A 20,990-nucleotide genomic window follows, 5' to 3' on the forward strand; every position below is an offset into this window, starting at 1 on the left:
TCCGGCATACTTTTGTAACAGAAAACCTGAATCAGACAACACCCGTTCATTCAAAATACAGGCTGCCAGTCATTAGCCGGACTGTCACCCCTTCAAAAAACACGTCTCATGAAAATCACGGGAGTAAAAAAACGGTAAAACCACGACAGTGTGGCTCCCGCAGGCGAAATCAACCGTCAATGCCCGATAAAAGCATCCCACAGACGAACTCACCTTGCAGGACAAATTCCGCGCAGTAATGCCAGCTTGCCAGCAAGTCAGCGACAAACGGGAAAAGAAATTTTTCGCATGCACAGGCAACGCAAAAAACAGGACACCGTTCTGCCATGACAAGCCAGCTCCCCTTTACCGCAGAACAGTAAAGGAAAGGCGACCGTCATAGCGGTATCAATACAAATTGGCGGCGATACCAACCAGTTTTTCAAGCAATTTCTGCATATCGGGAATAATCGGATGCGATTGCATCTGATATCGCCCGGCAACCAGGTCAAGTCTGGGCGCCGTCACCCAAACGCTGCCCTCCGCATCTTCCCAGACCGCGATTTTAAGGGGCAATTCCAGACAAATCGCCGGATTGGCCTGCATCAATTTCGTCCCGACAGACGGCGAGCCGAACACCGTCACCACCGCCGGTGCCATCGACATACCGGCCTCTTCAGCATTTTTCCCATGATCGAACGTCGCGAAAACCGGAATTCCCATTTTCTTCAATGCCCCGCGCAAGCGCAAAACCGATTCCGCTACATCGAAAACGCTTTCCTGTGTATAAAACAGCTCGTCATCGACACCGGACGCCAGCTTCTTCCCGAAAGCCGATGCAATACGCCGCGCCAGATTCGACAAATCCACCCCTTCCCGGTTACACATCAACGTCACGCAAACCAGCTCGTTTGGATCGGTAAAACGGGACAGAAATGCCGAATAGCCCGGAACCGTCCCCTTGATATCCATCAGTCCCCTGTGATGCTGGAACTGCCATCCCGCCATGGCCGGAACGACTTTCCCGCTCGCCAACACCGTCGGCTTGTAAATCAGAGCCCGGTTTTCCGGTTTTTCAATCAGAATGCTCCCGGCCAGAGCGATATCCCAGGTACTGATATCTTCCGCAGAGGCCCAGATATCCGCAAACCCTTTCAACGTACCGGAAAGAAAAGGAGAAGTCGCCACCAGGCCGTCCGGAATCAGGCGTGTACCCGCCGCCGGTTCTGCCGGATCGATAAACCGTCCCTCCTTCGTAAACAGACTGTGCCGCGTATTCTCCGGAGTGATTTTTTCATTGTCCAGCTTCGGAAAATCCTCCCTGAACATCGTTCGCCGCAACCCCAGATACCGGATCTGGTTTTCCGTCACGAAATCGTGATAAGACTGTCCGGCAGCCTTTTCGACGATTTGTGCCAGCAGCAGAAAATTCGTCGCAGAGAGTTTCACGTCCGTCCCCGGTTCAAAAGCCAGAGGCGTTTTGGCAACCATCTTCACGAGCTCCGCCGGTTCATACATTTTCTGCGGATCGAAACCGGCACTGTCACGGTAATCGGCAATCCCGGACGCATGCTGAAGCAGCTCAAACACGGTAATCGCACGCCATGCCTGCGGCAAGCTGTCCAGCCACTGCGACACAGGAGACTCCAGCTTGAGACGTCCACGCTCAAAAAGCTGCATCACCGCAACGGCATTGAAAGCCTGTGAAATCTGGGCGGCAGGCCAGATCGTTTTGGCCGACGCCAGCTGTCCCGTTTGTGCATTCGACACACCATATCCCACAATCCTTGGAATATAAGGCGCCTGGACAATCGCCAGCGTCATACCGGGAATCGATTCCTTCTCCATAAAATCGACAATCATCCGGTCAATCGGAATACCCTGATATTCCACCCTGAAACTGCCGCGTCCTTCGTTCGGTAAAGTCAAAATATTCATTTTTCCGCCCCTTCCGGTAAATTAAGCCCGACAATGCGATATTGGCATGCCGCCCTATCATCCCCGGGCATTACGCATACCGGCAAGAACAGCCGGTTTGTAAAAACGATATATAAATAACGCCGCAGGAAAATACTCTATTCTGAATTTGTCAGTCCTGTGACAAGGAAGTTCGCCCGAATTCCCTTTTTTTCAGGTAAAAACATATAAACGGTCGAAACATGTCATCGTCAAAATCGTTTGATGCCACAAAAGCCACAAAAAAAAAGCCCCGTCTTGAAACGAAGCCAGAGCAGATACCCTGAACATGGACTGAATGAGTCGTCATTTTTGACCGGAATGACAAAATCATACAGGGCGATAGCACTTCGGCCGGCAAAAAGCCCGTGCGCATCGAAAAACATCATCAGGGAAATCAAAATAACAACGTTTCAATCACTTTTACACATAAATAAAAGCCAGCCATAAAATTTCCATACGTAAACCAGACTCATCCATACTATAATTAAAACATCAAATAATGTTGATATATTGACAATTTTTTCCGGAAATATGCTATAATATAAAGAGGAAAATAAAAATGGCTCAACGCTCAACGCTCAACGCTCAACGCTCAACGCTCAACGCTCAACGCTCAACGCTCAACGCTCAACGCTCAACGCTCAACGCTCAACGCTCAACGCTCAACGCTCAACGCTCAACGCTCAACGCTCAACGCTCAACGCTGATTCGCTGTTTTTCCCTCACCTTCTCCCTGCAAACCAGCCCGTTATGAAACGGGGCGATGAAACAGGTGTATGGGGAGAAAAGCCATGAGAATCGCGACCAAGGAACGTTACGCCCTGAAACTGATGGTCGATCTGGCATTGCAGGACAAGGATGAATATATCTCCATCAATTCGATTTCAACCCGGCAGGGCATCTCCATTGCGAGCCTTCGCGCCGTCGCCCGGGCCTTGACAGCCGCAGGACTGATCGAGACAAACACCGGACATTTGTATCACTACCGCCTGAATCGTGATGCTGCACAAATACCCATACCGGAAATCCTGAGAGCCACCGATGGTAAATTCGCCTGCACGGCCTGCTCTGAAATCGAACCGGAAAAGTGTACCCGCCACCGGGTCTGTGCAAATGTTCTGTTCTGGGAAGGGATGCAGGAATCAGAGTTCATCGGCACAAAATCCGGCCAGACTCTTTGTGATCTGACCGATTTTTGCAGAAACAAGACAAACTGAATACCCGATTGGCTCCCATAGCTGAAAGCGGGCTGCGATTATCCATCGACAGAACACTCCCGGCACGCCTCATCCGTTGCAAACCGGTTTTCAGGGAAAGAATTATTTTTCCAGACGGAGATTTTCCAGAATCAAATCATCATCATTGATGGATACCTTGAAAAAGGGATGACGCGCGACTGCGGAAAAGAAAGCGCAGGCACAACCTTCACGCATACGGTCATGAAGTTCAACCCCCAGCATTCTTGTTTTGGGCAACCATGAATCCACGTCGCCTTCGAATACATCCTTTTCGGCCCCTTCAATATCGATCTTGAGGATATCGATACCCGTCATGCCGAACTGGCCCATAATGTCATCGATCGTAATGGCCCTGACGACATTACCCTGATCGCCCCCGTCCGGCTCTGAACATTCAAACGTTTGCCTGCCCCAGTTGCCCCAGCCATTGTCTTCAACTTTCAGGAAAGTATTTGCGCCGGATTTCCTGCCCCACAGACCTGCCTTGACCGGAATGATATTGGGATACGGACGAATGTTTTCGAGCATGGTGTCGAAATTATCCTGATCGGGTTCGATGGCGATGATACGTGCATCCGGATAAAGACGGGCAAAATAAACAGAAGTGCATCCGATATTGGCGCCTGCATCAATGATATTGACCGGATTGTCGACCAACAAGTCCTTGTACTGTTCCTTGACAATCACGTTATAAAAAACCGTTCTGTCAGACGTTTTTTTTCTGAGTTTCAAACCGAATTCTTTCTGATACTTCCATATACTGAATGCGCGTTTGATATTCCCTGTCAGTCCCATTGTGATAGCCCCTGAATTAATTTATTAAATATTATATTAACAACAAGAAAAATCCAGATTATTTGAGCATATCCATTTAATTTTATGACTTTCCGTTGCGTCCGCATCCTGATATCATCATAGAGTTAACGGCGAAGTCCCTTTCTGCAATTTTTACAGAGGCAAAACCATGCAAGAAAAAAAACAGACGCAAAGCTGGTTCAGCAAATACGCCACCCTGCTGATTCTGGTCATCCTGATCGCACCTGCCGGACTGGTTTTCGCAAGTCCGCAAGACGCCGCCAAAGGCATGGCGCTCTATGAAACGAAACACTATCAGGATGCTTTCCCGCTCCTGAAAAAAGCCGCTGAAGAAGGCGACGTGACCGCCCAGCTCTACGTTGGCAACATGTACCGTGAAGGCCTCGGCGTCAAAAAAGATTACGCAAAAACCATTCCATGGTTTGAAAAAGCCGCCAATGCCGGCAATGCCAAAGCGCAAACCTACCTCGGCATCGCCTACAGCGAAGGCCTTGGCGTCGCTCCCGACTACACCAAAGCCGCCCAGTGGTTTGAAAAAGCCGCCAACCAGAACTACGGCCCGGCCCAGACTTTGGTTGGCGTTATGTATTACAAGGGAATGGGCGTTGAACAAAACTTCGGAACCGCCAAAATGTGGCTTGAAAAAGCATCTGCACAGGGCGAAAAAGACGCACAGTCCTTCCTCGGCCTCATGTACCTTGAAGGCGACGACAACAACAAGAACCCGAAAAAGGCCGTTGAACTCCTGACAAAGGCAGCCGATCAGAACGAACCGCTGGCCCAGACCGTACTCGGCATCATGTACATCCAGGGCAAATTCGTCAAACAGGACTACAAAAAAGCGGAAGAACTGCTGACCAAAGGCGCCGAAGCCGGCAATACCGACGCAGCGACCTTCCTCGGCAACATGTACTACCGTGGCCAGGGCGTTGACAAGGACAAGGCCAAAGCCGTCAAATGGCTGGAAAAAGCCGCCATCCGTGGCGACGTCGATGCACAGGAACTGCTCCACCGCATCCACTACGGCACCCCCGGCGCACCGAAATAATCCGGCATTCGTTTCAGAAGAAAAAAGCACCCTTTCGGGTGCTTTTTTATACATTTTTCTCTTTCAAGAATAATCAAAATTTTTTAATTAATCCGGCCTCCCAACTACAGTAACTTTAACAAACTTATTTGACGCATCCATTTTAAATATAGTGACTTCATCATTAATTATTAGATCAATATACCTGAATAGCAATTTAGAAAAATTGATCGCTTTATCTAAAGTCACATTTTTTGAAATTTTATATAAATCCTTGCCGACCGTAGTTAGTTTCCCGACGGGTAAATCATGACTCTTTTCTATAATAAAGGATAAAAAATATTCACCGTATTTCAATTCGTGTTGTTGACATATTAAATCTATCTCGTTATTAAGAGATAACGTCCCGGTCGTTGCCATTTCAAAATTTGAAATAAATCCCAACTCCCCAAGAACAGATATATTATTAATATCATATTCTTTCTTTTTACCATCAAATTTATTATCAAACTTCCATACGCTCAAGAAATATTGGTCATCAATGACATAATCACAGAGTTCAGAAAAAATTTCAGCTTCAGCCATTGACACATTCTTCAGTACATCAAGCGTCCTTAAGCTAATAGATCCTGGCCTGATTATTTCTTCAGCCAGAATATTTCCCCAAAGCTGCTGCAACTCCTTCTCACTAATAAACTGGGCTTCATGTCTCCAGCGATTGAATAAGGTTTGCGAAGGAATTTCATTTTCTGAATATTCAGGTATATCCGGTTCAGACTGAATTCTCTCGTATGCAATCCCCAAACTGGCCAGCAGGTTTTTTTCACTCTCCTCCATCATCGGACGCATGAGGTCAAGATCGCCATTTTCCTTGTGACTTCCGTTCCGGGGGGATGAGGCAGGCAACAAATGTCTGGCTTCCTGATATACCTCGCAAGCCTCCCTGAACGTTTTCGCTCGGGATAAAACTTTATATCTTTCAATATCCGCTTCCCGCTTTCCAAAAACAAGATTGAACAATCTTGACAGCCCGGAAACAGTCCCTTTGGATATTATCGTGCTGGCCTCGGTCACATCGGCTTTTATGTCGACCTTTGCCTGAACAGGAAGAATTGAATCGCTCAATTTAGAAGGATTTATTTTGTACACTCATCAATATTACACTTTTTACAACCCGCTTTTATCCATAAAATTACCTGAAAGAAAAAAACCTCTCCACAAGATGGAGAGGTTTTCAAATAACACGCATATCGTTCATTTCTGTTTTTTCTGTCGCGCCTCGAAATCCATCAGAGCCTTGACCAGAGTATCCGACTTTTTGCTATCGGCCGCCTGTTTATAACAAGCGTGGGCTTTTTCAATGTCTTCAGGAACAATAATGCCTTCTTCATAAAACGTTCCCAATTGATACTGCGCGGCCGGGTTGCCCTGTTTTGCCGATTTCTCATACCAGTCAAAGGCCGCTTTCATGTCCGGGGAATCAGCATATTGATTGAATACACCCATCAGGACTTCCCCCAGATCGTTTCCCTGATCCGCTGATTTTTGCGCCCATATCCGGGCAGCCTTCCTGTCAGCCAGAACGCCCTGCCCCGTATAAAGCAGGAACGCCATAACCGCCTGTGAATTCGCATCACCCAGTTCAGCCGCTTTTTCCGCCCACTTTGCGGCTTCGCTGAAGTCTTGCAGGGTTCCTTTTCCGGAATAGTACATTGTGGCCAATGATCGCGTTAAATATTTCTTGTCAGATTCAGTCAAATCAGTTTTTTCACTTTCATCGGACGCTTTTTTAAACCATTTCAATGCTTCTGCAAAATCCTGCTTCACACCTTTTCCCATTACGAAACACGAACCGGCCAGTAAATAGGCATTGTTATTACCACCTTTTGCTGATTTTATATAATGCGTACATGATCTCCCAAAATCTTGATTAACGCCTTCACCTTTACGAAATATTTCTCCAAGATAGAATGCGGCACTGGAACTGCCGCCATCTTCAGCTTTCTCCAATAAGGGAATTGCTTTTTGATATTCCCCATTTTTATAATGTTGAATACCTTTATTTTCGCTTTCCGAATCAATATTGCCTGTACACGCCGTTAAAAAACTTAAGGTAATAAAAATAAGTGCGAATTGATAGATGGTTTTCTTCATTTATAAATATTTTGTAATTTGAATAATCGATTATTGCCTTCCATTATTTTTTATATTATTACCCTTATTTTTAAAATAATCTACAGTGCCATCTATTAAATTATCACTCAGATTTCCACCCACAACATCCTGAATCGTTCTTAATATCAACCCTTCAGTCCCATTTCGGGTCTTACCGGTTATTACCGTTCCCAGCATTCCCTTCAGAGCGCCCTTGAATATATCCCCCAAAACCCCCTGTCTGGCATATTCCTTTGCCATGATGTATCGCGCTTCTTCCGGGTCACGCACTTCTTTTTTGATACGCACGTAATCCGGGTCGAGCAGCATGACCCCTTCCGGCTTAGCCGACAGTCTGTCCATCTCACTGTCGACCCTCTTTGTGTAAGCGGCCATTCCCCCTTCGACCCCACTGATGACAAGCGCCGCCGTTCCTCCCTTGACCCTGCTAGCGACGGCAGCACCGGCCAGCGTATGCGGCAATTCATTCAAAAATGCTCCCGCTCCCTTGACAGACAGATAACCGGGATTGTCCAGACTGGCATTTTCATTGTCCTGACTTCTTGATTCCAGATGGCCTTTTACTTTATCCCTGAAATATTTTTTGAGTTTGAAGCCGCTGTATCCAGTCAGGTCTCTCACATAGTTCCTGCCATTGAACTGATTTTCAAAAAGAGAATAAGGCGCAGGCAAAAACAGGGCATTGTTTATTTTCCTTGCATCTTCCAAAAGATCCAGAGTGGTAGCCGCTTCGTTCCCCAGTTCGTATCCCCCGGCCATACCCGAATGGTACATATCCCTTAATCCCTGACCGAATGCCGATTTGTCCCGGTCTTTAATGCTTTGCGCCCAATCCCCCTGCATGGCATTGTCACTTTCGCGTTTGGCTCCCATGTACATCCCGAGTATGCTTTTTTGCTCTTCTCCGGGTGCAGAAAGGCCGTTGGCAAAACGCTGTTCCTTTTCGTTTCCTTTGAAAAATCGTTCCAGAAAGGCAGCGGTTTCTTCTATCCGTCTTTCGGATTCTTCGTCTGTCCTGCTTTTATGGCCGATGGTGAAGCTTCATCAGGCATGAAGACCTCCTTTTTCGGATTAATCATATATGGCTATTACAAGCCTTATATGGTTTACATCAAATCAAGAGAATAGCCAGCCGATGTCGAAACAATAAATCCCTGTCGCTTCGTCACAGGTCAATGTCTCTGACAGCAGTCCGCTTTCAGGACAAAGCCGCCCTCATCCCTTGATATTTTCGATATCCCTGCCGCTGGCCCATCCATTCTTTTGACATTTCGTAAATCAATACTTTGCGCTTGCGTTCCAATAAAGAAAACGGAGAACCCGAAAAATCGCAATAAACAGACGGCAATCGGTTCCTATAATCGAAAACGTCACCACATCCGGGAGTCAATCATGAACCACATTCGCTCACAGGATTTTGAATCGGACAGGGAAAAACGGGCAGTATTGAATGATGGCCTGCGTCAAACACTGATGCAGCTCGACCATGACAACCGCATGAATGGCATCATCAGCCTGCTTGCCGATCTCGATGGCGCACGCGAAGACTTCGAAACAGCACTCTGGGCCGCTTATGCCTTCAACAATCTGGATACTTACGAATCCTATCTCGAAGCGGAAAAATGGCTCAAGGGAGTCGAACGCGAAGGTATCCATAGCGGCATCTGGCATTACCGCTATTCGGTGGCGCTCGCCTATCAGGGCAAATACGACGAAGCCCTGAAAATCAGCGAAAAAGGCACCCGAGTCGAACCCGACTATCCGTGGGGCTGGCTGCAACTCGCCCGCATGCAATACCATGCCGGACAGAAAAACGATGCGCGTTATTCCATTGAAATCGGGCTGAAGCTCATTCCGGGCGACTATGAATTCCTGACCCTGAAAGACGCCATCGACAACGGACAGGACAGTGAAAGCGTACTCGGCCACTACCTGTCTTCTGCCGACGATACCACCGCCGAGCGCTCCCGGCGCATTGCCCGTCTGGCCCACGAAAAGAAACAGTATGAAACCAGACAGGCGAGAAAAGCCCTGATCGGAAGGCTGAACCGTTATCACGCGGAAAAAAAATTCGACAAGATCGTAGAGGAAATCCAGAACATCCGTCCGGCCGAGCGCGGTTACGAGCTGACGCTGTTGCTTGCGCGCGCCAACAATAATCTGGGCGAGCATGAAAAAGCCATCGTCCAGTTGAACACCATCACCCATCAGGGTGAAAACGATCCCGGCTGGCATTTCCAGATGGGTGCGGCCAGATACTACCTCGGCAAGAAAACCCTCGCCAAAGGCTCGTTCGAACGCGTTCTGGAACTCGACCCGGACGATGGCGACGCCTGGCAATACCTGATCTGGAGCTGCAAGGCGACCGGCGACACCTCCCCATTGCTTGAAACCAATGCCACCGTCCCCGGAATTGGCAATGCGACAACCTCTGGCCAGCTTCCCGAACTCTACAGCGAGGAAGAGTTGACGGCTGTCGAAAACTACATCGTCCAGACCTTCGGCGAATACGATTTCGTCTTCCACGAAGTCTTTTCACCGGATGTTCACGTCGATATCGCCATCATCAACCCGACCCGGGCAAGACCGTTCCATACACTCGTCACGATCGGCATGGGCGCGCACCGCATGAACGTTCCGTCCCACCTCGCCGACAAGAAACTGGAACGCGCCGAAATGATGATCTGCCTCCCGTCCAGCTGGGATATCGCCAACGACGACGAAAAATGGTACTGGCCGATGCGCTGGCTCAAAGTCATGGCAAGACTGCCGATCACCAACGACACCTGGCTTGGCTGGGGTCATACCGTCCCGCATGAAAAACCGTTCGCCAACAACACGGAACTGTCTTCCATCATGCTGATCAATCCGGGGCTGTTTTTCATGGACAGGGAACAGACGCCCTGCCGGTTGCCAAACGGCGATGAAGTCAGGTTCTACCAGATGGTGCCGCTTTTCGAGGATGAACTGAACTACAAACAGACGCACGACGCCGACAAACTGATCGCCCTGCTGGACGAAGACGCCATCATCGTCGATGTCAACCGACATTCCGTTTGCACGTCATCCGACAGGAAAAACTGGAAAATCAAACGAGAAAACATCAAACACGTATTGAAAGACTGGAAAGGACCGGAAGGCTGTCTCGCCACCGACCGCATCATGGTCGACGGCAGCAGGATCGGATACATGTACCGTGAAGAACCCGATCCGGACATGCCGGACTCCGGCTGGCGGTTCACCGCCGGTGACGAATCGTCCGACTACATGATGGACCCCGACAAGGCAGGCATCTACTCACTGAACACCGTCTGCAACTACGATCCGGACATCATCCCGCTTCTGGATGCCCCCTACGGCACGGCTTACTATCGCGACGAAACGGGCCACTTCCACCAGACGGACATGGAAGATGGAGAGGATGACGAACCCTTCCAGTAAACACCTCTTCACCAACAGGAAAACCGGCTTTAAAAAAGCCGGTTTTTCTTATTTCAGCCAGCGGTTCAACACCTGATAGAGAACGGACAAATCAATCGGCTTGGCGATGTGTTCGTTCATACCCGCATCGATGGCTTTTTTGATATCTTCCGGAAAAGCGTTCGCTGTCATGGCGACAATCGGGAGCGTCAACACGTCATTACGCGGCAACTCCCGGATATGATGTGTCGCGACATAACCGTCCATCACCGGCATCTGGATATCCATCAACACCATGTCGTAGTACCCTTCCGGTGATTTTTCGACTTTCGCCACCGCTTCGGCACCATCCTCGGCCGTCTCGACCATTGCTTCCGTCATCTTCAGGATCTCGGCGGCGATTTCCAGATTCAGTTCATTATCCTCCACCAGCAAAATCCGCTTGCCGGTAAAGTCCGTCCTCATCGACGCATCGCTTGCGTTTTCCGGTTCCCTGTTCAAAGCCGTCAGGATGGAAACCAGCTTTTCCGTTCCCAAAGGCCATGCAATCACCGCATCGACTTCCGGAACCCGGGCAATGCCGTCCGGATTGTCCGAACACAATACCAGTCTGACAGCATGTTTTTCACGCAGTCGGACCCGGCGGGCAAACTCGGACGCCTCCATATCGACAATTCCGCCATTCATAAGAACAGCGTAATAAGGATGATCCGATTCATCCGCATCGACAATCCGGCCCAGTGCCTCGCGGGCCGACCCGATTTGCTTGGTCACAACACCCAGTCCGTTCAACATGGCAACTGTTATTCTACCGCGTTCGGCATCATCGTCCACCACCAGAACCGGCTGCCCCCTCAAAAAGCCCGTATCCATCCCCGAATCGACCGGCTGATGCTTCAGATGGACCGTTATCGTGAACGTCGAACCGACGCCCCGCTCACTCTCGACATCAAACGAACCGTTCATCATCTCGACAATCGCCTTGGAAATCGGCATGCCCAGACCGGTGCCCGAAATCTTGGATGTCATACTGTTGTCTTCGCGTTCGAACGGCACGAAAATCTTCTTCAGGTATTCCTTCGACATGCCGATCCCGTCGTCCGAAAAAACGAGACGATAGCAGCCGTAACCGGCAAACGTGGACGGCGACTCGGACACGTCAATCCCGATATGGCCCCCGGCAGGCGTGAACTTGACCGCATTGGACAGGATATTCATGAATACCTGTTGCAGGCGAAGCTGGTCCCCTTCCACCCTTTCGTGAACATCGGAAGCCACAGACATCCGTACGGCATGCTGGCGCGACTTCAGATCTGGCATCACAATATCGACCACGTCTTTCAACAGCGACACCAGATTGAAGCGCTCGGAGACCAGCACAATCTTGCCCGAATCGATTTTCGACATATCGAGCACATCGTTGATCAGGCCGAGCAAATGATGCGACGCGACCGTAATCTTGGAAAAATATTCCTTCATCCGGTCGGGGTCATGCCGGTATTTTTCCGCAATCATCGCCAGCCCGATAATCCCGTTCATCGGCGTGCGCATATCATGGGACATTTTAGAGAGGAAATCCGATTTCGCGTTATTGGCCTTTTCGGCAACCATCAGCGCATCCGTCAGCGTCTGGCGAACCCTTTCCTCTTTCAGACGCATCTCATGAATATCACGCACGGTCAGAAGCAGACGGTCGTGGAAACCATTGAAATAACTGACCTTGCCTTCCTTGTAACGGGGTGGATTATCGGTGGAACGGTAATAAAAAGAATAATTCCCGCCTTCCCTGTCCAGATTGACCTTCATGCGACGGATATTGAACTCTTCTTCAATCCGGCTCCGGTCATCGGGATAAACGAACTTCTCAATAAACAACCGGTTGCCTTCAAACAAATCGCCGGACAAGGGCATACCCCGCGTATCGACATCATCCGAAAAACGCATCGTATATACATTCCTCTCCACATCCCCCACGCTCATCAGGTCGTAATCGTTATTCATGATGTAATCGTAAATGGCGTGCAACTGGATGTTTTCCAGCTCGATATTCTTTTCCCTGGTGATATCCTCGGCCACCCCGACGACAAAAACCGGTTTTCCGTCCTTTACCGTCACTGTCGACAGGGTCGTGCGGACCCAGACATCCGAGCCCTTGATTTTCAGCTCACAGGAAGACGTTTTTCCACCGCGATGAATCCGTTCATACATCTTCATCACACTGTCACGACTGACGGGGTCGACAAAATCCTCAACAAAACTCACAGGCATATTCTCGTACCGCGCCTTGCAGTGATACAGCCTCTGCGCGCGTTCCGGAACGACAAGCAGCCTCTCTTCGGGATAATAGTAAAACTCGCTCGTTCGGGTATGTTCGAGAGAAATCCGCAAAAGTTCGTTACTGGCCTGAACCTGCTCGGCCAGCATCGCTCTTTCGATCTCCGCTTTCTTGCTATCGTCGATATCGAGAAAAACGCTCTGGAAAACCGTTTCGCCGTCCACGTCCAGAATGACTTCGGCGCAGCCGATAATCCAGCAAGGCGTGCCATCCTTTTTCAAAAGACGGTATTCGAAATGGGCCTTGTCCCCCACCTCTTTCAGCCCGGACACTTCCCCGAAAACCTGTGTCCAGTCTTCAGGCGCGACCAGCGACGGGAAATGCCATTCCTTCCTGTTCCAGAATTCCTCCGGTTCATAACCGAAAATACGGATCGCCTCATGGTTGGCATTTTTGAAAACCACATTGCCGTTTTCAACAAGCCGGTACTGGACGATCCCGCACATCACCGACTCGAACAGCGAGTTATAGCGGTTTTTCTCTTTTTCAACCTCGATCAGCCGCTGTTTCTTCTGAAGGTTCTCTTCCTTGAGCTGCGCCAGTTCACTGATATTCTGGTGATATCCGCGCAATTCGATTTCGCTGCCTTCGCGACGGTACACCTTGCCGCCGCAACGGATATGAATATTGCCCCATTTCGGGTGATGCCAGAGATACTGGACTTCCGAAAACTGCCCTGTTTCCAGCATCTTCGCCACACTCGTTTCGACGTAATCCATCGCCTTCGCATCGATACGCGAAAACCAGTGCGAATAACATTCTTCAGCCGCAGGATGATCGTCAAGACCGAGCAACTGGAGCATCATGTCGCTGGCATACATCCGTCCGACACCGGTTCCTGTATCCACACAAATCGACCAGAGCCCGGTATTGCTGGTATTCAAGACCTCCTGAACCCAGTCCGGATTGCCGAACAACTGGTTTTCCGTTACGGTTTTCATAATAAATGTCCCAGTTCTTTTTCAACCCTGATCGTCATGAGAGAAACACTTTTCCTGATAATGATGCATACAGGAAAACATTTTAAACGTTCCGGAAAATAAAAAAAAGTTGCAGAACTGTTAATTTTTTTTACAGAATCAGGCAAAAATGGCCAGGATGCCTTTTTTGTGAATCAGACAAGCCATGACCGGACGAAAAAAGACCGGGCAAAAAAAGCGTTTTTCAGACCATACACTTCATTCATGACAGGACAGTTGCAGATTTATGATATATTCCCGAATCAACAAAACACTTCTTTCAGTCAAAACACTTTTTCTGCAAATTGACTCCTTATCTGAAAAAACTCGTTTTCCTGACAAGCTTTCTGATCCTCTCCCTGGCCCATGCCGGTGAAGTGTTGAAAAAGACGAAAAACGCGTCATCGAACTGATCCGGGCCAGCGCAGCCCGGAATTGTCCTGCCGGTTTATACAATCTGGCTTCGGCATACCAATACGGTTTGGGCATTCCAAAAGACGAAGAAAAGCGCATGCAATACCTGACTGAAGCCGCCAGCCTGAATTATTTGCCCGCCGTGTTCGATTTGCTTGCCATTCATGAAACCGTTCTTCCGGGAGAAAAATCCAGTGAAGAAAAGATTTCGCACTGGCGCAGCAAAATCGACATCGCTTGTCGGCTAACCGAAGAAAAATCCCTGATCTACCTGATAAAAACCGACCTTTTTCCTGAACAAAAAGGACCTTGAACCGCTGGAAAAAACTGGCATGACAGCAAAAAAATATTCGTCAAACCACAAATCCCCCATATTGACAACAGCATTCCCGATTTTTTGAACAACACTCAACATTTATCAGAACATTGCCCATCCGTTAATTTTATTCTTCAGGAAACACATCCTTACAGGAAATTTTCTTTCACTTCTTTTTTAACGGGAAATAAAATGGCAAACAAAACTTTTCAGAAAACCCTGCTGGGTTGCTCCATCGCCCTGATGTCCGCTTTCGTCGCCGGCAATGCCAGCGCGGCCAAAAAAGTCGACGACACCTACTCCAGACTGAACCAGTGTATCGGCTACTACAACCAGAGCCAGTACACCCAGGCAATCCCCTGCTTTACTCCACTGGCAAAAGCCGGTAACGATCAGGCACAGACCTATCTGGGCATCATGTACCAGCACGGTTTCGGTACCCAAAAAGACATGGCAACCGCTGCCATGTGGTATAACAGGGCCGCCCGTCAGGGAGACAAATGGGCCTACGACAACCTCAAAGCCATGGGTAATCCGAAACTGGCAACCGGCAAAACCTGGGCGGATTACAGAAACACCGTCGAACAGAAAGCCGCTGCGGGTGAAGCCTCGGCCCAGACCGCTCTGGGCAGCCTGTACTACTTCGGTGTCGGTGGCGTCAAACAGGACTACAACACCGCCAAAAACTGGTATGCCAAAGCCGCCGTCAATGGCGATGCAGCCGCCATGAACTACCTCGGTCGCATGTATTACTACGCACTGGGCGTCGAACAGAATTCCATGATGGCCAAACAATACCTGAACGCAGCCGCCAAAGCCGGTAACGTTCAGGCAAAAAACCTGCTGAAAAAAATCAAATAACCCCCTATCTTCCTCAAACCAATAACAGCAACTTTACGGCCGGATAAGATCCGGCCTTTTTTATACGGAAACCGCCTCCCTGACGCTTCGCCAGACCCTAACGAGCGCCAACATCGATTCCGAAATGACCTTTATAAGACAGCGCTACCACAGCTCGTCCAATGAAGACAAAACCGTCAAAACTCTCGAAGCGGGCCTCAAATACACCAAAGGCAACACCAGTGCCGCCCTCCGTTACAACGGCATTCGGAAATACCCTTTCGGATCACACCGTCCGGGCTGAAATCGGGTTCGTTCTCTGAAAAATCAAAAAATCTTTCCACCCACCCTCTTCTCCTTTATTGGCATTGTGCCAACTCAAGTGATTTTTTCTGCCTGCCGCCATTATTTTCAACAATCAGCCCCCATAACCGGACAGCCATTTTCCAACACAAGCACATTATTACTAAATGTTATATAATCCATAATCTTGAGTAATATCAATTACTTGCAAGCAAGATATAAGAATTTCCATGAGGCAATAAATGAACCGCAATCACCGTACCGTCTGGAATGAAAGCACACAGAGCTGGACAGCCGTATCCGAGCTGGCAAAAGGCCGCACGAAAGGCAATGGCAAGGCGAAAAAAAATGTCGTGGCCGCCATGATGCTGCTGACCCTGCACAGCCAGCTGATGCCCGTTGTCCACGCCTACACGCCCAACGTGTCCGGAACGACGGTCAATAACGAGACACTCGATGCAGGCGAGGTCCAGAACGTCCTCTCCGGCGGCATCGCCAACAGCACGACAGTCAATTCCAGCGGTTCGCAGTCCGTTCTTGACGGCGGCGTCACCAACGGCACGATCGTCAACGCCAACGGCACACAGGGAGTCAGCTCCGGTGGTGTCGCCAATAGCACCTCCGTAAACACCGGCGGGACAATGTTTGTCAATGACGGCGGCATTGCCTCCGGTACCCAGGTGAATTCGGGAAGCTTTTACCAAATCAATTCAGGAGGCATCGATAGCGGGACGGTTGTATCTGGTGGATTGGACCGGGTTTTCGGCACAGCCAATGACACAACCGTGAATGGCGGCGTGCAAACCATTTTCGGGGGCGGCGTTGCCAACAGCGGCACCATTAACTCGGGGGGTTCCCAGCTTGTCAACGGCACCACCCACGACGTCACGATCAATTCCGGAGGGACACAGACCATCGCAGGTGGCGGCACGACCAGTGGTTCCCTCATTTATGGCGGCCAGCAAACCGTCAACAGTGGAGGCACCGCCACCAGCTCCATCATCCATTCGGCAGGCATTCAGGATCTTAATAGCGGTGCAGCAGCCAGTGGCACAACCCTTACCAGCGGCGTACAGCGTGTCTCAAGCGGCGCGTCAGCCAGCCAGACTACCATCAATGGCGCAGGTACCCAATATGTGTATGCGGGAGGTGTCGCCAATGACACTTCCGTCACCTCCGGTATCCAGACAGTCGCCGGGAGCGCCAACAACGCCAACGTATCGTCCGGTGGACGGCAATATGTCAACTCGGGCGGCCGGACCAGTGGCACCATCGTCAGCTCAGGTGGCCTGCAAACCGTTTCTGCCGGTGGCATTGCATACAACACGGTTGCCGGTGGCGTCGCCGGATCGACAGGTGGACAGCGCGGCCAGCAATCCGTTTACGGGACGGCCGAAGGCACGACACTCAACAGCGGGGGTTACCAGGTCATCGCCTCGTCAGGCATCGCCAACAGCACGACCGTCAACAGTGGCGGTGAACAGGGCGTCATTGGTATTGCCACGAATACTACAGTCAACAGTGGCGGAAAACAGGACATCCGCAACAGTGGAACCGCCAGCAATACGACGCTGTCCGGTGCCGGGGCAGTCCAGATCGTCAGCTCTGGCGGAACTGCCATCAGCACGACGCTTTCTGCCGGTGCAGACCAGACGGTTTCCAGTGGCGGCGTCACCAGCCATACCAATGTCATCAACGCCAACCAGACGATCGAACGCGGTGGCAGCGCCAGCGATACCGTCCTGAGTGCAAACGGAAGGCAAAACCTTTCCGGAACGGCCACCAACACCACGATCCATTCCGGTGGCACGCAATGGATGTTCAACAGTGGAGTCGCGGAAAACACCGAGATCAACAACGCTGGCAACCAGTATGTCCAGAACGGCGCTTCCGCCAACAGCACCACCATCAACGCAGGCGGGAAACAAACCGTGTTCAATGGCGGTCAAACCACGGCCACCACCGTCAATAGCAGCGGGGAACAAATCGTATCCAGCGGCGGAAGCGCCAGTGGAACCCTCGTCACCTCCGGCGGCAAACAAACGGTCGCTTCCGGCGGCATAGCCGACAATACGACCATTGATCCAAACGGTGTCCAGAACCTCAGCGGGACAGCCAACAGCACAACCATCAATCAGGGAACGCAACATATTCACTCCGGCGGCCTGGCCACGAACACCACCATCAATTCCGGGTACCAGATGGTCTATTCGGGTGGTTCCGCCAGCGATACCGTCATCACCGGGGGTGGACAGCATGTCTATGGCGGAGCCGCTGCCGAAAACGTCACCATCAACAGTGGCGGACAGCAATACAGTTACAGCGGCGCCATACTCAACAACACCACCGTCAACACCGGTGGCATACAAACCATCAACGGTACCGCCACCAGCACGACCGTCAGCGGTGGCCAGCAAAACGTCTATACAACAGGGGTCGCCAGCGGCACTACCGTGACCGGTGGCGGCCTGCAGACGATCATCAACGGAGGCCGCACCTATGACACGGACATTATTTCAGGGACACAACGGATCGGCGCTGGCGGCATCGCCACGAACACGACGATTGACCGGGGCTCGCAAACCATTGAAGGCACCGCCAACACAACGATTCTGAATTCCGGTGCGACCCAGAACATCTACAATGGGGGCATTGCCAACGACACCACCGTCAATTCCGGTGGCCGGCAACTCATTTCCAGTGGTGGGAGAGCCAATGAAAGCGATATCCGCTCGGCAGGCAGCCAGACCATCCAGACCGGCGGTCTTGCCAGCGCGACCACCATCAATGGCGGAACGCAAACCGTCATCTCCGCTGGCTCTGCCAATGACACGACGATCAACAGCGCTGGCCTGCAAACCGTTTTGAATGGCGGCATCGCCACCAGCACCGTCATCAACAGCGGTACCCAGAACATCTCCAGTGGTGGCTCAGCCAGTCTCACGACGATCAATTCTTCCGGAATACAGTCCGTGGCGGGAAGCGCCAGCGACACCACCATCAACAGCGGCGGCCACCAGATGGTCCAGAGTGCCGGCATCGCCAGCGACACAAACATCAGCTCGGATGGCCAGCAATCCGTCAGCGGAACAGCCAGCAATACCCACATCTCGGGCGGGGGCTTGCAGAACGTTTACGATGGCGGATCGGCCAGCGGCACGACGATCAGTTCAGGCGGTGACCAACACGTCTTTTACGGAGGCGACGCCCGTGCCACCGTCATTGATGGCGGCTTGCAGGTTGTCCTCGGCCAGGTTGTCGATACCACCCTGAACTCCGGCACACAGACGATCGGAAGCGGAGGCGGTGCGCGCAGCACGACCGTCTGGTCAGGTGAAGTCAATATCCAGTCAGCAGGCATAGCCAACGATATGATTGCCTATGGAGGGAATATCAGCATTTCTTCCGGCGGGATCATAAACGGCACCACCGAAATCAATGGCACGGCCACCATCGGAGGGGAGCTCATTACCAATGAAGGCACCCTCCTCGTCAATCAGGACATGGACAACACCATCGATACGTCCATGACAGGAAGCGGCGATCTGGTCAAAACCGGTACCGGAACCCTCACGTTAAACGGCATCAACACCTACACCGGCGGTACCACCCTTTCAACCGGCACCCTGCTCGTCGGCGGAACAGCCGCTGAGAACACAGCGCAAATTGCCGGGCCGGTTAACGTCAATGGCGGATTTTTGGGCGGATTCGGAAGCATTGCTGGAGCTGTGACCGTCAACGACGGGGGAACCCTGAAACCCGGCAACGGAACAGATGACGGTACCCTTTCCGCCGGCAGCGTCCATTTCGCCAGCGGTTCCACCTTCGATACCGGCGTCAACCACGACAGCACCCACAGCAAACTCGTCGCCAGCAATACACTGGGTTCCGGCGCGGTGACCATCGACACCGGCAGCCATCTCGCCATCCATGCAGCACCCGGCAATTGGAGCCCGCAGACGACTTACACCATCATCGAGACCACCAATGGCGTGGTGGGAACCTTCACCAGCGTCACGTCCGACCTCGCTTTTCTGAACCATTCCGTCGATTATGGCGACCCCAACCTGGTCAAACTCACCATGACCCGGAATGACACCGGCTTCGGTGACATCGGTTTGACATACAACCAGAAAAACACCGGATATGGCGTCGAAAGCCTCGGCACGGGCAATCCCGTATACGACCAGATCGTCGGCATGGACAGAAAAGAGGCCATCAACTCTTTCGACAACCTCTCCGGCGAAATCCATGCCAGCACTAGGAGCGCCCTCCTCGAAAACAGCCGTTATGCCCGCGACAGCGTCATGAGCCACCTGAATCATGTCTCACTGCAAATGCCCGAAGCGAACCGTCTCCTCTGGACAAACGTATGGGGACACGACGGGCACCTGAAAGACGACGGCAACGCCACCCGGACAGACAACAGGGGATTCGGCCTCATGCTCGGCTCGGACATCTATCGTGACGGGAAAAACACCCTCGGTGCAGCCATCGGATACGAACATACGCGTCTTTCCGCCGGAGGCGTGCGCAACTCGACCTCCGACGTCAACGCCATCCATCTGATGGGATACGGGCAAACCCGCCTCGGCTGGATCGACCTCAAGGGAGGCGCGGGCTACAGCTGGTACCGGATCGATACCGAACGGAACGTTTCCGTCGGCAATATCCAGTCCCAAAACACCGCCAGATACGATGCGAACATGATCCAGCTCTTCGCCGAAGGCAGCCACCGTTTCGAGATGACGGAAAAAACCAGTGTCACCCCATACGCCCAGCTGACATGGCAACGCATCCATACCGACAGCTTTACTGAAAAGGGAGATGTCACCGCACTGCACGGCCACAGCAGCAATGACAACGCCCTTGGATCGACACTGGGCGTACGGGGAGAACAGACCATCGGCGAGAAAAGCCGACTGTATGCCGACCTTGGCTGGCAGCATCGTTATGGCAGCGTCGAACCGGATACCGACCTGAACTTTACGGGAAGCCGTACCTACAACATCAAGGGCGTCCAGAACAACCGCAACAGCGCACTGGTCGGCTTCGGTGCGCAGATCGAACCGCAGAAAAACATGAACCTGCAACTGGGATACGAAGGCGCATTCGGCAACCGGATCAAGGACCATGCCCTTCAGGTTCGTTTCAACATCGCCTTCTGACAAAAGGCATCATGACAATAAGAAAAACCTCCTGCATATCA

At 51.2% G+C, this 20,990-nt stretch carries 14 protein-coding genes; 8 read left to right on the forward strand and 6 right to left on the reverse strand.

Annotated elements, in window-relative coordinates; all coding sequences use genetic code 11:
* Nucleotides 1-387: 387 nt before the first annotated feature.
* Nucleotides 388-1,917: a serine hydrolase gene (locus BRW83_RS08285; protein WP_005880129.1), complete on the reverse strand. Its 1,530-nt coding sequence runs from the start codon at nucleotides 1,915-1,917 to the stop codon at nucleotides 388-390.
* Nucleotides 1,918-2,497: 580 nt separating this feature from the next.
* On the opposite strand from BRW83_RS08285, the gene BRW83_RS11750 reads away from it, so the two are divergent.
* Both BRW83_RS11750 and BRW83_RS08295 read left to right on the forward strand, forming a co-directional pair.
* The gene (locus tag BRW83_RS11750) at nucleotides 2,498-2,692 is read left to right on the forward strand and encodes a hypothetical protein (RefSeq protein WP_157661016.1); all 195 of its coding nucleotides are present in this window, start codon (nucleotides 2,498-2,500) and stop codon (nucleotides 2,690-2,692) included.
* A gap of 37 nt (nucleotides 2,693-2,729) precedes the next feature.
* Nucleotides 2,730-3,155, forward strand: coding sequence for an RrF2 family transcriptional regulator (locus BRW83_RS08295; protein ID WP_036603626.1), 426 nt, complete (start codon nucleotides 2,730-2,732; stop codon nucleotides 3,153-3,155).
* Nucleotides 3,156-3,257: 102 nt separating this feature from the next.
* On the opposite strand, the gene BRW83_RS08300 is transcribed toward BRW83_RS08295, so the two are convergent.
* Nucleotides 3,258-3,971, reverse strand: coding sequence for an FkbM family methyltransferase (locus tag BRW83_RS08300; protein WP_005880126.1), 714 nt, complete (start codon nucleotides 3,969-3,971; stop codon nucleotides 3,258-3,260).
* A gap of 169 nt (nucleotides 3,972-4,140) precedes the next feature.
* On the opposite strand from BRW83_RS08300, the gene BRW83_RS08305 reads away from it, so the two are divergent.
* Nucleotides 4,141-5,040 (forward strand): tetratricopeptide repeat protein, encoded by a 900-nt coding sequence (locus BRW83_RS08305; RefSeq protein ID WP_005880125.1) that lies wholly within the window; start codon nucleotides 4,141-4,143, stop codon nucleotides 5,038-5,040.
* Between the two features lie 87 nt (nucleotides 5,041-5,127).
* On the opposite strand, the gene BRW83_RS08310 is transcribed toward BRW83_RS08305, so the two are convergent.
* From BRW83_RS08310 to BRW83_RS08320, 3 genes are all read right to left on the reverse strand, one after another.
* Nucleotides 5,128-6,144: a DUF2806 domain-containing protein gene (locus BRW83_RS08310; protein WP_145814939.1), complete on the reverse strand. Its 1,017-nt coding sequence runs from the start codon at nucleotides 6,142-6,144 to the stop codon at nucleotides 5,128-5,130.
* A 129-nt stretch (nucleotides 6,145-6,273) separates the two neighbouring features.
* On the reverse strand, nucleotides 6,274-7,173 hold the full coding sequence (locus BRW83_RS08315) for a tetratricopeptide repeat protein (RefSeq protein ID WP_005880122.1): 900 nt from the start codon (nucleotides 7,171-7,173) through the stop codon (nucleotides 6,274-6,276).
* 30 nt (nucleotides 7,174-7,203) lie between these two features.
* The gene (locus BRW83_RS08320) at nucleotides 7,204-8,067 is read right to left on the reverse strand and encodes a hypothetical protein (RefSeq protein ID WP_145814938.1); all 864 of its coding nucleotides are present in this window, start codon (nucleotides 8,065-8,067) and stop codon (nucleotides 7,204-7,206) included.
* Between the two features lie 519 nt (nucleotides 8,068-8,586).
* Between BRW83_RS08320 and BRW83_RS08330 the strand changes: the two genes are divergently transcribed.
* Nucleotides 8,587-10,635, forward strand: a complete 2,049-nt coding sequence (locus BRW83_RS08330) for an immunity protein Imm33 domain-containing protein (protein WP_005880119.1) — start codon at nucleotides 8,587-8,589, stop codon at nucleotides 10,633-10,635.
* A gap of 48 nt (nucleotides 10,636-10,683) precedes the next feature.
* Here BRW83_RS08330 and BRW83_RS08335 read toward each other — a convergent pair whose 3' ends face one another.
* Entirely contained in the window at nucleotides 10,684-13,890 is a 3,207-nt protein-coding gene (locus BRW83_RS08335; protein WP_005880118.1) for a PAS domain-containing hybrid sensor histidine kinase/response regulator, read from the reverse strand.
* 529 nt (nucleotides 13,891-14,419) lie between these two features.
* Here BRW83_RS08335 and BRW83_RS08340 point away from each other — a divergent pair.
* The 4 genes from BRW83_RS08340 to BRW83_RS08350 all read left to right on the forward strand — a co-directional run bounded on the left by BRW83_RS08340 (nucleotide 14,420) and on the right by BRW83_RS08350 (nucleotide 20,949).
* Nucleotides 14,420-14,635, forward strand: coding sequence for a hypothetical protein (locus tag BRW83_RS08340; RefSeq protein WP_086131806.1), 216 nt, complete (start codon nucleotides 14,420-14,422; stop codon nucleotides 14,633-14,635).
* Nucleotides 14,636-14,830: 195 nt separating this feature from the next.
* The gene (locus BRW83_RS08345; protein WP_145814937.1) at nucleotides 14,831-15,499 is read left to right on the forward strand and encodes a tetratricopeptide repeat protein; all 669 of its coding nucleotides are present in this window, start codon (nucleotides 14,831-14,833) and stop codon (nucleotides 15,497-15,499) included.
* A gap of 124 nt (nucleotides 15,500-15,623) precedes the next feature.
* Nucleotides 15,624-15,782: a hypothetical protein gene (locus tag BRW83_RS11755; RefSeq protein WP_005880115.1), complete on the forward strand. Its 159-nt coding sequence runs from the start codon at nucleotides 15,624-15,626 to the stop codon at nucleotides 15,780-15,782.
* Between the two features lie 241 nt (nucleotides 15,783-16,023).
* The gene (locus tag BRW83_RS08350; RefSeq protein WP_005880114.1) at nucleotides 16,024-20,949 is read left to right on the forward strand and encodes an AIDA repeat-containing protein; all 4,926 of its coding nucleotides are present in this window, start codon (nucleotides 16,024-16,026) and stop codon (nucleotides 20,947-20,949) included.
* The last annotated feature ends 41 nt before the right edge of the window (nucleotides 20,950-20,990 follow it).

Source organism: Oxalobacter formigenes (assembly GCF_002127965.1).
In the GTDB taxonomy this organism is placed as follows: Bacteria; Pseudomonadota; Gammaproteobacteria; order Burkholderiales; family Burkholderiaceae_D; genus Oxalobacter; species Oxalobacter formigenes.

Bases quoted from the DNA above. Each gene is read 5' to 3' on its own strand.
- BRW83_RS08340 (WP_086131806.1), top strand. From the start codon at position 14,420: ATGCAATACCTGACTGAAGCCGCCAGCCTGAATTATTTGCCCGCCGTG.
- BRW83_RS08285 (WP_005880129.1), bottom strand. From the start codon at position 1,917: ATGAATATTTTGACTTTACCGAACGAAGGACGCGGCAGTTTCAGGGTG.
- BRW83_RS08295 (WP_036603626.1), top strand. From the start codon at position 2,730: ATGAGAATCGCGACCAAGGAACGTTACGCCCTGAAACTGATGGTCGAT.
- BRW83_RS08330 (WP_005880119.1), top strand. From the start codon at position 8,587: ATGAACCACATTCGCTCACAGGATTTTGAATCGGACAGGGAAAAACGG.
- BRW83_RS11750 (WP_157661016.1), top strand. From the start codon at position 2,498: ATGGCTCAACGCTCAACGCTCAACGCTCAACGCTCAACGCTCAACGCT.
- BRW83_RS08320 (WP_145814938.1), bottom strand. From the start codon at position 8,067: ATGGGAGCCAAACGCGAAAGTGACAATGCCATGCAGGGGGATTGGGCG.
- BRW83_RS08345 (WP_145814937.1), top strand. From the start codon at position 14,831: ATGGCAAACAAAACTTTTCAGAAAACCCTGCTGGGTTGCTCCATCGCC.
- BRW83_RS08350 (WP_005880114.1), top strand. From the start codon at position 16,024: ATGAACCGCAATCACCGTACCGTCTGGAATGAAAGCACACAGAGCTGG.
- BRW83_RS08335 (WP_005880118.1), bottom strand. From the start codon at position 13,890: ATGAAAACCGTAACGGAAAACCAGTTGTTCGGCAATCCGGACTGGGTT.
- BRW83_RS08315 (WP_005880122.1), bottom strand. From the start codon at position 7,173: ATGAAGAAAACCATCTATCAATTCGCACTTATTTTTATTACCTTAAGT.
- BRW83_RS11755 (WP_005880115.1), top strand. From the start codon at position 15,624: ATGACCTTTATAAGACAGCGCTACCACAGCTCGTCCAATGAAGACAAA.
- BRW83_RS08300 (WP_005880126.1), bottom strand. From the start codon at position 3,971: ATGGGACTGACAGGGAATATCAAACGCGCATTCAGTATATGGAAGTAT.
- BRW83_RS08305 (WP_005880125.1), top strand. From the start codon at position 4,141: ATGCAAGAAAAAAAACAGACGCAAAGCTGGTTCAGCAAATACGCCACC.